The 12,425-nt window shown below is 66.1% G+C and carries 12 protein-coding genes; 7 read left to right on the forward strand and 5 right to left on the reverse strand.

Annotation, left to right across the window (positions count from 1 at the left end; translation table 11 throughout):
• The first annotated feature begins 90 nt into the window (after nucleotides 1-90).
• The 5 genes from ACR652_RS01740 to ACR652_RS01760 all read left to right on the forward strand — a co-directional run bounded on the left by ACR652_RS01740 (nucleotide 91) and on the right by ACR652_RS01760 (nucleotide 6,212).
• Nucleotides 91-582: a hypothetical protein gene (locus ACR652_RS01740; protein ID WP_434504794.1), complete on the forward strand. Its 492-nt coding sequence runs from the start codon at nucleotides 91-93 to the stop codon at nucleotides 580-582.
• 250 nt (nucleotides 583-832) lie between these two features.
• Nucleotides 833-1,033: a hypothetical protein gene (locus ACR652_RS01745; RefSeq protein WP_434504795.1), complete on the forward strand. Its 201-nt coding sequence runs from the start codon at nucleotides 833-835 to the stop codon at nucleotides 1,031-1,033.
• A gap of 198 nt (nucleotides 1,034-1,231) precedes the next feature.
• Nucleotides 1,232-4,636 carry an error-prone DNA polymerase gene (locus tag ACR652_RS01750; protein ID WP_434504796.1) on the forward strand — a complete coding sequence of 1,135 codons (3,405 nt, stop codon included), beginning with the start codon at nucleotides 1,232-1,234 and terminating at the stop codon, nucleotides 4,634-4,636.
• Nucleotides 4,637-4,752: 116 nt separating this feature from the next.
• Nucleotides 4,753-5,238, forward strand: coding sequence for an SH3 domain-containing protein (locus ACR652_RS01755; RefSeq protein ID WP_434504797.1), 486 nt, complete (start codon nucleotides 4,753-4,755; stop codon nucleotides 5,236-5,238).
• A gap of 86 nt (nucleotides 5,239-5,324) precedes the next feature.
• On the forward strand, nucleotides 5,325-6,212 hold the full coding sequence (locus ACR652_RS01760) for an MBL fold metallo-hydrolase (RefSeq protein WP_434504798.1): 888 nt from the start codon (nucleotides 5,325-5,327) through the stop codon (nucleotides 6,210-6,212).
• Nucleotides 6,213-6,230: 18 nt separating this feature from the next.
• Here the strand turns inward: ACR652_RS01760 and ACR652_RS01765 are convergent, their stop codons facing one another.
• From ACR652_RS01765 to ACR652_RS01785, 5 genes are all read right to left on the reverse strand, one after another.
• Nucleotides 6,231-6,545 carry an FtsB family cell division protein gene (locus ACR652_RS01765; RefSeq protein WP_434504799.1) on the reverse strand — a complete coding sequence of 105 codons (315 nt, stop codon included), beginning with the start codon at nucleotides 6,543-6,545 and terminating at the stop codon, nucleotides 6,231-6,233.
• A 72-nt stretch (nucleotides 6,546-6,617) separates the two neighbouring features.
• Entirely contained in the window at nucleotides 6,618-7,286 is a 669-nt protein-coding gene (locus ACR652_RS01770) for a PopZ family protein (protein WP_434504800.1), read from the reverse strand.
• A gap of 129 nt (nucleotides 7,287-7,415) precedes the next feature.
• Nucleotides 7,416-8,861: a TolC family outer membrane protein gene (locus ACR652_RS01775; RefSeq protein WP_434504801.1), complete on the reverse strand. Its 1,446-nt coding sequence runs from the start codon at nucleotides 8,859-8,861 to the stop codon at nucleotides 7,416-7,418.
• A 118-nt stretch (nucleotides 8,862-8,979) separates the two neighbouring features.
• Entirely contained in the window at nucleotides 8,980-9,696 is a 717-nt protein-coding gene (locus ACR652_RS01780) for a protein-L-isoaspartate O-methyltransferase family protein (protein ID WP_434504802.1), read from the reverse strand.
• Between the two features lie 80 nt (nucleotides 9,697-9,776).
• A complete protein-coding gene (locus ACR652_RS01785) occupies nucleotides 9,777-10,262 on the reverse strand; it encodes an RrF2 family transcriptional regulator (protein WP_434504803.1) in 486 nt (161 codons plus the stop codon).
• A 264-nt stretch (nucleotides 10,263-10,526) separates the two neighbouring features.
• Here ACR652_RS01785 and ACR652_RS01790 point away from each other — a divergent pair, with 264 nt between their 5' ends.
• Complete coding sequence (locus ACR652_RS01790; protein WP_434504804.1) at nucleotides 10,527-11,330, forward strand: sulfite exporter TauE/SafE family protein; 804 nt, start codon at nucleotides 10,527-10,529, stop codon at nucleotides 11,328-11,330.
• Nucleotides 11,331-11,350: 20 nt separating this feature from the next.
• Nucleotides 11,351-12,331: a cysteine synthase A gene (gene cysK / locus ACR652_RS01795; RefSeq protein WP_434504805.1), complete on the forward strand. Its 981-nt coding sequence runs from the start codon at nucleotides 11,351-11,353 to the stop codon at nucleotides 12,329-12,331.
• Nucleotides 12,332-12,425: the final 94 nt, after the last annotated feature.

Below are 12,425 nucleotides of genomic sequence, written 5' to 3' on the forward strand. Positions count from 1 at the left end.
CAGAATTGCTACGATCCATAGATACTCGTAAACGGGCATCAGTTCACCCGGCTCGGGCATGACAACCAACATTCTGGAGGAACGCATCGGATGGCGCGTATTGTATCGACCATTGTGACGGCTCTCGTCGCAGGCGCAATTGGCTTTGGCCTCGGCGTCTATGCGGCGCCGAGCGAAGGCGTCGCCTCCCTTCGGGCGGCGATCGGCAAGCTGACGGCGCCGAAGTCTGAAGAGCAGCCGCCGGCCGAGGCCGCGCCCGCCCCCGCGGAAAACGCCGCGCCGGGCGAAGCGCCGGCGAATCCGGACGTCTCCGCCGCGCCGCCCGGCGAGGCGACCCCGGCTGAAACGCCCGCCGCCGCCGAGACGCCTGCCGCGGCTCCGGCCGAGCCGGCCCCGGCCGCAGAATCGGCGCCCGCGCCTGCGGCCGAACCGGCTCCCGCGCCTGCCGCCGCCGAGACGCCGGCTCCTGCCCCCGAACCGGCCGCCGCCGAGGCCCCCGCGAAGCCGAAGCCCAAGGCGAAGCCGAAGCCCAAGGCCGCCGCTCCCGGCGACGCTCCGGCGGAAGAGCCCGCGGCTCAATAACCAGCCTGATCAGGTCGAAATTTTTCAGCCGGCGCCCCAAAGGCGCCGGCTGTTTTTTTGCTCATATGGCCGCGTTGAACGGCCTTTCCGCCAGACGCTTGTGCGCCGCTGCGAAAGTCCCGCGACGGTCAGGTAACGGCGCCGTTCACGAAAGTCTCACCGGTCGATCACAAAAGCCTCATCGCGCTCTCACATGACATCGCTAGTGAAAACCTGCTGCGGCAATCATCGCATCGTCGGGGAAGACGCCATGTCAAACGAGACCATGCACAAGGCCGGCTCGGCTGAGGCGGAAAAGACGGAACGCAATACGGGCAAGTTTGTCGGCGGCGGCGTCGCGGCGCTGATCGGCGGCGTGATCGGCGCCATTCTGATCGGCGACTACGCCATTCTGCCGGCGGCCGTGGTCGTCGGCCTGCTGGGCGCGGCGCTCGGCGCGGTCTTCGACTGAATTGGTCGAAGGTTTCAGGCGTATGTATTTGAGTGCGTATTTGCTCAGACAAAATTAGATGGCGCCGTTTCGGCGGCGCGCCTTCAGCCCCGCTGTTCGGCGGGGCTTTTTTTCTTCCGCGCGGCTTGACGCAGAGCGGAAAAAGGGAACAATAAGAGAACATCCTAACATCTCCCTGCTGCGTCCATGCCCGCGCCAATGTCTGCGCCCCGCTACGCCGAACTTGCCGTGACGACCAATTTTTCCTTCCTGCGCGGCGCCTCGCATCCGGAAGAAATGGCGGCGACGGCGCTGGCGCTCGGCCATTGCGGCATCGGGATCGCCGACCCCAATTCGCTTGCGGGCGTGGTGCGCGCCTTCTCCTATCTGCGCGCGCATCGGGACAGCGCCGGCGATTTCCGCCTCGCCATCGGCGCGCGTCTCGTCTTCCGCGACGGAACGCCCGACATCCTCTGCTATCCGAAGGACCGGGCGGCTTATGGGCGCCTGTGCCGGCTGTTGACGCGCGGCAATATGCGCACGCAGAAAGGCGATTGCGCGCTGGTTCTTCAGGACCTCCTCGATTTCGGCGACGGCCAGCATGTCATCGTGATGGAGAATGGCGCCCCGCCGCCAGCGCTCCTCGACACGCTGCGGGGCCGCCTCTGGCTGGCCGGGACGGCGCTTTACGGCCCGCGCCCGCGCGCGCGCCTGCTCGGTCGCATCGCTCTGGCCGAACGGCTCGGCCTGCCGCTCGTCGCCGTCAATGACGCGCATATGCATGTTCCCGAGCGCCGTCCGCTGGCGGACGCGCTGACCTGCATCCGCGAAAAGACGACGCTGAACGAGGCGGGCTTTCGTCTCGCGGCGAACGCCGAGCGCCATCTCAAAGGCGCGGCCGAAATGGCGAGGCTGTTCCAGGAGGCGCCCGAGGCCGTCGCGGAAAGCGCGCGCTTCATCGAGGCGCTCGATTTCCGCCTCACCGATCTCGCCTATGACTATCCGGACGAATTGCGCGAAGGCTTCGCAAGCGAGCAGGAGGCGCTTGCCGCCTTCGCGCGCGAGGGGGCGAAAGCGCGTTATCCGAATGGCGTTCCCGAGCATGTGTCCGCAACGCTCGAACGCGAGCTCACGCTTGTCGCGGAGCTGAACTACGCCGCCTATTTCCTCACCGTTCACGACATCATGCGCTTCGCGCGCTCGAAGGGCGTCCTGGCGCAGGGGCGCGGTTCGGCCGCGAACTCGGTCATCTGCTTCTGTCTGGGCGTGACGGAGGTCGATCCGACGAAGCACGACCTGCTGTTCGAGCGTTTCGTCTCGGCCGCGCGCAACGAGCCACCCGACATTGACGTCGACTTCGAGCATGAACGGCGCGAGGAGGTGATTCAATATATCTACGCACGCTTCGGGCGGGAGCGCGCGGGGCTCGCGGCCGCCGTCACCACCTATCGCGGCAAGAGCGCGATCCGCGAAATCGGCAAGGCTTTCGGTCTGTCGAACGATCTGCTCGGCCGCCTGACCTCCGCCGCCTTCGGGCGCGGCGGCGATCCCGCCACGCGCGGCGAGGATATTGCGCGCCTCGGCCTCGACGCAGCCGAACCGCGCTTCGCCAAGGCGCTGGCGCTGGCCGAGGAGATCGAAGGCTTTCCGCGTCATCTGACGCAGCATTCCGGCGGCTTCGTCATCACCCGCGACCGGCTTGACGAAGTGGTCCCCGTCGCCCCCGCCGCCATGGAAGGCCGCAGCACCATCGAATGGGACAAGGACGATCTCGACGCGCTGGGCCTGTTGAAGATCGACGTGCTGGCGCTCGGCATGCTCACCTGCCTGCGCAAGGGTCTTGAACTTCTGGCGCGACATTACGGGATCGCGCATCGCCTCTCCTCGATCCCGTCGGAAGACCCGCGCGTCTATGCGATGATCTCGCGCGCCGACACGGTGGGGGTCTTCCAGATCGAAAGCCGCGCGCAGATGTCGATGCTGCCGCGGCTCAAGCCGAATTGCTTTTACGATCTCGTCATCGAGGTCGCGATCGTGCGGCCAGGCCCCATTCAGGGCGACATGGTGCATCCCTACCTGCGCCGCCGCATGGGCAAGGAGCCGGTGTCCTATCCCTCCAGAGAGCTGGAGCAGGTGCTCGGCAAGACCTATGGCGTGCCGCTGTTTCAGGAGCAGGCGATGCGCATCGCCATTGTCGCGGCGGGCTTCACGCCGTCGGAAGCCGATCAGCTTCGCCGCGCCATGGCGACCTTCAAGCGGGCCGGGCTGATCGGCGGTTTCCGCGACAAGATGATTTCCGGCATGACGGCCAAGGGCTATGCGCGCGAATTCGCCGAGCGCTGTTTCAGCCAGATCGAGGGCTTCGGCACCTATGGCTTTCCGGAAAGCCATGCAGCGTCCTTCGCGCTGCTGGTCTATGCCTCGGCCTGGCTGAAATGCCGCTACCCGGACGTGTTCGCCTGCGCGCTGCTGAACTCGCAACCCATGGGCTTTTATGCGCCCGCGCAAATCGTGCGCGACGCGCGGGAGCATGGGATCGAGACCCGACCTGTGGACATCAACGCCTCGGAGTGGGACTCGACGCTGGAGCCAACGCGTGAAACGTTGCGGCAACCGGAGCAGCCGGGCGTTTCCGACAACGCCGATGCAACACCTATCCCTCCCCTTTACGGGGAGCGCAGCCCCGCCGAAGGCGGGGTCGGGTGGGGTAAGGCCCCATCACAGCCATTGTGGCAAGCCCCCACCCGTCGCGCTGCGCGCGCCACCCTCCCCGCGAGGGGGAGGGATGAGAACACGCAGATTGCGGTCTCTGCTGAACGCATCCACCGCCGCCACGCCGACATGGCCGGCGATATCCATGGCCACCACGCCATTCGCCTCGGCTTCCGCCAGATCAAGGGCGTCAGCGAAGAAGACATGCGCCGTCTCGTCGCCCGACGCGGCAAGGGCTATGATTCCGTTCGCGACGTCTGGTTGCGAGCCGAGCTGTCGCCCGCGACGCTGATGCGGCTGGCGGAAGCGGACGCCTTCGCCTCGCTTGGCCTCTCGCGCCGGGACGCCCTCTGGGCCGCGGCCGGGCTCAACCGCGCCGGCGACCGGGACGATCTGCCGCTTCTGCGCGACCTCTCTTTTTCGCCGCTGGAGCCGGACGCGCATCTGCCGCCCATGCCGCCGGGCGAGGAGATCGTCGAGGACTATCGCTTTCTCTCGCTCTCGCTCAAAGGCCACCCCGTCGCCTTCCTGCGATCCCGCCTTGCCGCGCGCGGCGCCCTGCCCTGCGCGTCCCTGACGGACTTTCCCGACGGCGCCGGACGCCGCGTGACGGTCGCCGGCCTCGTGCTGCTGCGGCAGCGGCCCGGCACGGCCAAGGGCGTCGTCTTCATGACCATCGAGGATGAGACGGGCCAGGCCAATATCATCGTCTGGCCGAAGCTCCTCGAACGCCAGCGCGCGGAAGTCATCGGCGCGCGTTTCGTTTCCGTGACCGGCCGGCTGCAAAAGGACTGCGGCGTCATCCATGTCGTGGCCGAGCGCGTGGACGATCTTTCCGCCGATCTGCGCCTTCTCGAAACCATGCGCGTCGCGAAGAGCGAAGCCATGCCCAAGGCGCGGAATTTTCATTGAACTGGCAGACATTTACCAAGGTCAAAGCCAATCGTGGCCACACCGGAACCATTCGTCGTAAACGCCGTTAGTCTCGGCTTATTGGCTCAACGACAAGAGTTAACAGGGAGATTCCAATGATGTTTTCTTCGCTTCTGCGCCTCGCCGCCCTCTCCGCGGCTTTCGCGGCGAGCGCGGCGCTCGCCGCGCCTGTTTCCAGCCCGGCGAATGTCCGTTCCGGTCCCAGCACGAAATGGCCCGTGGTCGCCACGATCCCCGCTGGCGCGGATGTAACGGTGCTCAACTGCGGCGGCGGCTGGCGACGCGACTGGTGCAAGGTCGCCTATGGCGCGACCAAGGGTTACGTGGCGGCCGGCGCCCTCGCGCCCTCCGGCAATAATGTCGTCGTCGCGCCGGTCGTCACGACCGAACTCGCCAATCTCTACAAGGGCCCGGGCGTGCGCTATCCGGTGATCGCGGCCGTTCCCGGCGGCGCCACGGTCAACCAGGGCGGCTGCGTCGCCGGCTGGCAGACCCGCTGGTGCCAGGTGAATTACGACGGCAAGGTCGGCTACATGATGGAGACTCTGCTCCAGCGCCAGGGCGCCCTGTTCCCCATGTAAGACATGAGCAGCGGGCGGCCCGCCGCCGCCCGCTTTTGAAACAGGCGCAAAGCTTCTATCTTCTCCGCAGCGGCGGAGGAGGAGAGATGAACGCGTCTGAGAGTCACGCATCGGAGCGCGTTTCGGCGCGGGTGCGTCGCGTGATCGCGCCCAACGCCGGGCCTTTCACCCACACGGGCACCTGCAGTTACATCATCGGCTCGGGCGAGGTCGCGATTGTCGACCCCGGCCCGGCCGACCCCCGCCACATCGCCGCCCTGCTCGACGCCATCCGCGGCGAGCGCCTGCGCCATATTCTCGTCACCCACACGCATCGCGACCACGCGCCCGGTGCCCGCGCGCTGAAGGAAGCGACCGGGGCGGTCATCGCCGGCTGCGCCCCTTACGCGCCGTCGCCGGACATCGTCGTCACCGGCCCCGGCCTCGACGCCTCGCATGACACGGCCTATGCCCCCGACGCGATCCTCGCCGAGGGCGACCGGATCGACCTCGGCGACTCGACGGTTCGCGTGCTGGAGACGCCCGGCCACACCGCCAATCATCTCTGCTTCGAACTCAGCGAGGAAAAGGCGCTGTTCACCGGCGATCACATCATGGCCTGGTCGACGACCGTCATCGCGCCCCCTGACGGCTCGATGACGGACTACATGGAGTCGATCGAGCGGCTGCGGCGGCGAGACGATGAGATCTACTGGCCGGGCCATGGCGATCCGGTGCTCGAGCCGCAGCGGTATCTGCGCGCTCTGACGCATCACCGCCGCGCGCGTGAAGCGGCGATCCTCCAGCGCCTCTCGGACGGCGATGCGACGATCCCGGCCATGGTCGCCCGGATTTATGAAAGCGTCGACAAACGCCTGCATGGAGCCGCCGCCATGACGGTCTTCGCCCATCTCGAGGACCTCGTCGCGCGCGGCGTCGTCGAGAGCGACGGCCCGCCGACGCTTTTCGCCCGTTATGCGCGGCGCGCTGAGTGAGATGGAAAGGCTGGCGGCCTACTGCTGCCCGCTCTCCTGCGGGAGCAGAATGACGACATCGTTCTTGTGCACGCGCCCGAGTCGCTTGCGGGCTTCCTCTTCGAGCACGTCGGCGTCGATCTTCTCGCCCTTGATCAGAGCGATGCGGGCTTCCCATTGCATGCGCTGGAATTTGAGCAGATCGCGCTCCTGACGAAGCTGCGCCAGCTTCTGCTCATATTCCTCGCCCGTCTTGAGGCCTCTCTGGCCGTTGACGCCGTGCCAGACGAAGTAGGACGCGACAGTCCCCGCCACGCAATAGAGCATGACGGGGAGGATCAACGATCGGATCAACGCGCGGAGCCTGTGCATAAGGGAATGCTAACGCCAACTCCTGTAGCGAGCGTTAACGCCCCTTAAAGCGCCTCAGCGGCGTCCGCCCCGCGCAACCCGCTCGATCTCGGCGCGCACGAGCCGCTCGACAATGACCGGCAGATTGTCGTCGAGCCACTGCTTGAGCATCGGGCGCATCATTTCCTGCGCATATTGCTGGAGGAGGCCGCTGTCCTTGAAAATCATGCTCGCCGCCAGCGCCTCGAAATGGGAGGCGACGGAGGTCGCCGTGCTGGAAGAAACCAGCGCCTCCCCCTCGCTCGCCTCGTCGGGCTCATACGCGGAAGAGAACTCTTCCTCGTCCTCGACCTCTTCTTCCGCCTCCGCCTCTTCCGGCTCTTCGGCCGGGGCGGCCTGCTCGACCAGGGCGCGGTTGAGGCGCAGATGGCGGATTTCCGCGATGGCGGGCGGCTGAGGCTTTTCCTCTTCGACCGTCATGACGCTCGCGATTTCATCCTCGTCCAGCGCAATCGCCTCGGCAGGCTCGGGATAGTTCTGCGCGGCGGCCGGGGTCTCCACGCCGGCGTCCGCGCTTTCGCGGCGGCGGCGGTCCTCGCGCTCCCGACGATTGCCCGGAAGGGTCTGGTCGTCGGCGATGATGCGCCGGATCGAGGCGAGGATTTCCTCCATGGACGGCTCGTTCGCGCGGGTCTCATCCTGGAGAGAAGGCGACGGGGCTACGGAGGCGTTCGCTGCGCTCATGGAGTGCTTTCTTACAAAAGGTTGCGTGGTGTCGAGCCCAAGATGTGACCGGCTGCCCGTCGCGAATCAACTTGGCTCTTTGGAATTCCACACCTTTCGCGCCGCGCTGTCACCCCGTCGACGTTCCAATCAGCGCCCGTCAGGCGTGTCCGTGCCCCACCATTTGGTCTTCACCTGCTCGTAATGAATTGTCGGGTCATACAAAGTCACGTTGAGATCAAGTTCCTGTGCAGAAAGTCGGCCAATCGATCCGAGCACGGCGTAAGACGCCACGACACGGTCGCGCTGGGAGATGACGAGGCTCACGCGCGCATTGAGCAGCGCCTGTTGCGCGTTCAGCACGTCGAGCGTGGTGCGCTGGCCGACCTTGGCCTCCTCCCGCACGCCGGCGAGCGCGGTCTCCGCCGCCTTCACCGCCGCCTGGCCCGAAATGATCGACGCTTTCGCCGTCTCCAGCAGCCCGAAACTCGACACGACGCTGGCGCGCACGCTGTCGCGCTGCAAATCGGCGTTGAGCCGCGCTTGTCCAAGCTGCTCCTTCGCCTGCCGGATCGAGGCGTATTCGGCGCCGCCCTGATAGAGCGGAACATTCAGCTGCGCCGCCGCCTGCGCGGAAAACTGGCGGGTGCCGGGGATGCCCAGGAAGGAGTCGTACTGGTTGGAGACCTGCGCGTTGAGCGAAAGATTGGGCATCAGCGCGCTCTCGGCCACCTTTACGGCAAGCTCGGCCGCGTCGACCTGATGCAGGGCCGACACCACGCCGGGATGCTCGATCAGCGCGACCCCGATGGCGTCGTTGAGCGACGTCGGCAACAAGGGCTCGACCGAGGCGCCCGGCTGAAGACTTTTCGGATCGTCGCCGATGAGCTGATGGTAGTTTGCAATGCTGTTCTTGAGCTGCGCCTGCGCGGCGTAGAACTCGGAACGCGCCTGCGCGACCGACGCTTCCGCCTGCGCCACGTCGGTGCGCGTCACCTCGCCGACCTGAAAACGGTCCTGCGTCTGCTTGAGCTGCTGCTCCAGCACGGCGATGTTGTTCTTGCGCAGATTCATCACCGCCGTGTCGCGCAACACGTTCATATAGGCGGTGGCGCCGTTCTGGAGGATCGCCTGCTCCGTGAGGCGCATGGTCGCCCGGGCGGCGAAGACGTTCGATTCAGCCTGCTTCACCGAGTTTTCGGTGCGGTTGCCGTCGAAGATGTTCTGCTGGAGATTCAAGGTCGTGCCGCGCGGCCAGCCCGTGTATTTTTCGAGCTGGAACAGCCGCTGGCCGGACTGATCGCGTCCGGCTGGAAAGCGCAGATTGGCGTATTCCGGACCGGCCGAGGCCTGGATATTCGCCTTCGGACGCATGCCGGCCAGCGCCTTGGGCGCGTCCTCGTCACGAACGCGGACGGCGGCGCGGCTCTGGTTCAGGTCCGGGTTGCCACAATAGGCGCGCGCCAGCGCCGATCGCAGCGTCTCGGCATGCGCCTGGACCGGCGCGCCGGAAAGAAGCGCGACAACGACCGCCGCGCCCTTCGAGAGAGTGTGGAGACCGGCCGCCTGTGGCTTGCCCGACGCCGCACTGTCCATTCTTGCCTTCCCTTTGCTCTCCAGCCAGGCTGGAGTCACGACTCGCCAATTGCGTTCGGCGAAGCCCGACGAACGCGACACAGGAACGCTGGAAACGCGGTTGGACGAAACGGCGACGTCAGAAGGTGAACGACGGCGCCAACGCAAATCCTTCGAGAACGGGCGCATTCGCGCTGAAGAGCGAGATGCGTCCGGCCGGCTGTCCGGCCAGCCGCTCATATCGCACGACATGCTGGCCCGCGCCCGCCTCCGGGGTGACCAGCGCCAGAAGGCGGCCGTTCGCCGTGAGCTGCGCGAAGAGCGCGTCGAGGCCCGTCTCCACGCCGCCCTCGACGTAGATCAGATCAAACGGCCCACAGGAGGGGCAGCCCTGCCCCATCGGACCCACCTCGACCCGCGCATTTCCGGCGCCGAGCGCCGCAAGGCCGTCGCGCGCGCGCTCGGCAAGCTCCGGATCGCTCTCGAGCGCCACGACGTCCCCGACGAGGTCCGACAGAATCGCGGCGGAATAGCCGGCGCCGCCAATCACGAGCGCCTTGTCGCCCGGCCGCGGCGCGCCGCCCTGGAGCATACGCGCGAGCACCAGCGGCGGCAGCAGCGTCCGCCTATGGCCGCCCGCGCCGCGCACGGTCACGGCCAAATCGGAATAGGCCACCGCCTCCTGGCTTGCGGGAAGGAACAACTCACGCGGAATGTTGAGGAAACGCTCCAGCAGCGGAACGTCCGTCACGTCGAAGGGACGAAGCTGGCGCTCGACCATTGTGCGGCGCAACTCGGCCGCCGCCTGACCCTGCTCCGCATCCCGACGAACCGTCGCCACCGCTGCTTCCGACATTCGCTTCCCGGCTCCCGCCGGCCTCTGATTTCCGCAGATTCGCCGACGCGAGCGCCGGCGCGGGCTTTATAGGTTCCGGCTCACGCCATGTCCATGGCCGCCCGGGAGGCCTTTTTCCTGGTCTTGCCTTCGACAAGCTCCAGTCCAGCCGCGCCGAGCGCGCGCATCTGCTCGAGGGACGTATTGTCCAGAACGCGCGCGATCGCGTCGCGCGCCTCGAGCATGACCAGCCGCACGGCGCAGTGCGTCTCGTCGACGCAGTCGTCGCAGCGGCGGTAGAGCCTCCGGCTCGCGCAATGGATCGGGGCCAATGGCCCGTCGAGCGCGCGCACCAGATTGCCGACGCTGATCTCGGCCGGCAGCCGCGCCAGCATGTAGCCGCCGCCTTTGCCTTTCTTGGAGTGAACAAAACCGGCGTTGCGCAGTTCGCTCAAAATGGCGTCGAGAAATTTCTTGGGGATCTGGTTTTCGGACGCAATGTCGGCGACGAGCGCCGTCTGTCCGGGTTCGATCCCGGCCAGATAGACCATCGCCTTGAGACCGTATTTGGCCTTTTTCGTAAGCATTCGAAAACTTACCACAGATTCGTTCGACGCGCGCGACCGTCGCGACACACGCCATATTACTCCAGTGATTTTCGATGTCTGCGTGACTTAATCACATATTAACCTTTTTTAATATACCGGCCGCGGCTTGACGCAGGCGTGAGCTAGTTTAGTTTTTAGGTAGAATAAAGAATTGACTGCCAGCCGCTTTTGGGTCACTGAATTGACAATCCTGGGCTGTGCGACAGGGTAATACACGGAATTCAAAAGTGGAATAGAGTTGTCATGTTCGCCTTCGCCGATGCCGTCCACGCGTTCAATCCGCTTTATTCCGTCTCGGGCTTTGTGGTCGGGGCCCTTGTCGGCTTCACCGGCGTGGGCGGCGGTTCGCTGATGACGCCGATCCTGGTGCTGCTGTTCGGGATCGCGCCGACGACGGCGGTCGGGACGGACCTTCTCTATGCGGCCATCACCAAGAGCAATGGCACGCTCGTTCACGCGCTCAACGGCACGGTCGACTGGCGCATCACCCGACGCCTGGCCACGGGCTCGATCCCGGCCACGATCGCGACGCTGCTGACCCTGTCCTGGCTCGGCCACAAGGCGACCCACGCGGCCAATGGCCTGATCACCTCGGCGCTGGGCTTCGCGCTGCTGCTGACGGCGGTCGCCATTCTGTTTCGGCGCGTCATTCTCGACTACATCTCCCGCCATCTCGACAATCTCAGCGAGACGCGGGTCTGCTGGCTGACGATCACGCTCGGCGTCTTCCTCGGCGTGCTGGTGTCGATCTCCTCCGTGGGCGCGGGCGCGCTCGGAATGACGATCCTGCTCGCGCTCTATCCCCGCACGCAAACGGTGCGGCTTGTCGGGTCGGATATCGCCCATGCGGTGCCATTGACCTTCGTGGCGGGCTTCGGGCATTGGTTGCTTGGCGGCGTCGACTGGCTTCTGCTGTTCTCGCTGCTCGTCGGCTCCCTGCCCGGCATCGCCATTGGGAGCCATCTCGCCGCGCGCGTGCCGGACCACTTCCTGCGGCCGGTCCTTGCGACGATGATGGCGGCGGTCGGCGTCAAATTGTCGATCTAGAAACCGCTTGGGAGGAGCATATGTCCACTGACAAGGCCTTCACGCCGCCCGCAAAGCCGGGGCGCGGCCGGATTTACGACTCCATCACCCAGACCATCGGCGACACGCCGCTCGTGCGTCTCGATCGGCTTGCGGAGCAGAAGGGCGTGAAGGCCAATCTTCTCGCCAAGCTCGAATTCTTCAATCCCATCTCGAGCGTCAAGGACCGTATCGGCGTCGCCATGATCGACGCGCTCGAAGCCGCCGGCAAGATCACGCCCGGCCAGTCCGTCCTGATCGAGCCGACCTCCGGCAACACCGGCATTGCGCTGGCCTTCGTGGCGGCGGCGCGCGGCTACCGGCTGATTCTGGTGATGCCCGAATCCATGTCGATCGAGCGGCGCAAGATGCTGGCGCTGCTCGGCGCCGAGCTTGTGCTGACCCCGGCCGCGCAAGGCATGAAGGGCGCGCTCGCCAAAGCCTCCGAACTGGCCGCCGAGACCCCCGGCGCGGTCATTCCGCAGCAGTTCGAGAGCCCCGCCAATCCGGAAATCCACCGCGTCACGACCGCCGAGGAAATCTGGAACGACACCAACGGCCATGTCGATTATTTCGTCTCGGGCGTCGGCACGGGCGGCACCATCACCGGCGTCGGCCAGGTGCTGAAGCAGCGCAACCCCGCCCTGCGCGTCGTGGCCGTCGAGCCCGAGGACTCCGCCGTGCTGTCCGGCCGTCCGCCGGGACCGCACAAGATTCAGGGCATTGGCGCGGGCTTCGTGCCGCCGATCCTGGATCGCGGCGTGATCGACGAAATCGTGACGATCGGCAATCAGACCGCCTTCGAGACGGCCAGGCTGCTGGCGCGCGTCGAAGGCATTCCGGTGGGCATCTCGTCGGGCGCCGCCGTGGCCGCCGCGCTCGAAATCGCGAGCCGTCCGGAGGCGGCGGGCAAGAATATCGTGCTGATTATCCCATCCTTCGCCGAGCGCTATCTGTCGACCGCGCTGTTCGAGGGACTGTGACAAATCAGGGAGGGGCGAGCCCCCTCCCCATCCCTGCGCGGGAGAGGGGACCCTCGCGATCCGCATTCTGGTTCAAGAAGGCCCGAATCTAACT

This window comes from Methylocystis sp., from assembly GCF_051061225.1.
Lineage (GTDB): Bacteria > Pseudomonadota > Alphaproteobacteria > Rhizobiales > Beijerinckiaceae > Methylocystis.

Coding starts and splice junctions, on each gene's coding strand:
- ACR652_RS01740 (WP_434504794.1), top strand. CDS start 91: ATGGCGCGTATTGTATCGACCATTGTGACGGCTCTCGTCGCAGGCGCA.
- ACR652_RS01745 (WP_434504795.1), top strand. CDS start 833: ATGTCAAACGAGACCATGCACAAGGCCGGCTCGGCTGAGGCGGAAAAG.
- ACR652_RS01750 (WP_434504796.1), top strand. CDS start 1,232: ATGTCTGCGCCCCGCTACGCCGAACTTGCCGTGACGACCAATTTTTCC.
- ACR652_RS01755 (WP_434504797.1), top strand. CDS start 4,753: ATGATGTTTTCTTCGCTTCTGCGCCTCGCCGCCCTCTCCGCGGCTTTC.
- ACR652_RS01760 (WP_434504798.1), top strand. CDS start 5,325: ATGAACGCGTCTGAGAGTCACGCATCGGAGCGCGTTTCGGCGCGGGTG.
- ACR652_RS01770 (WP_434504800.1), bottom strand. CDS start 7,286: ATGAGCGCAGCGAACGCCTCCGTAGCCCCGTCGCCTTCTCTCCAGGAT.
- ACR652_RS01775 (WP_434504801.1), bottom strand. CDS start 8,861: ATGGACAGTGCGGCGTCGGGCAAGCCACAGGCGGCCGGTCTCCACACT.
- ACR652_RS01780 (WP_434504802.1), bottom strand. CDS start 9,696: ATGTCGGAAGCAGCGGTGGCGACGGTTCGTCGGGATGCGGAGCAGGGT.
- ACR652_RS01785 (WP_434504803.1), bottom strand. CDS start 10,262: ATGCTTACGAAAAAGGCCAAATACGGTCTCAAGGCGATGGTCTATCTG.
- ACR652_RS01790 (WP_434504804.1), top strand. CDS start 10,527: ATGTTCGCCTTCGCCGATGCCGTCCACGCGTTCAATCCGCTTTATTCC.
- cysK (WP_434504805.1), top strand. CDS start 11,351: ATGTCCACTGACAAGGCCTTCACGCCGCCCGCAAAGCCGGGGCGCGGC.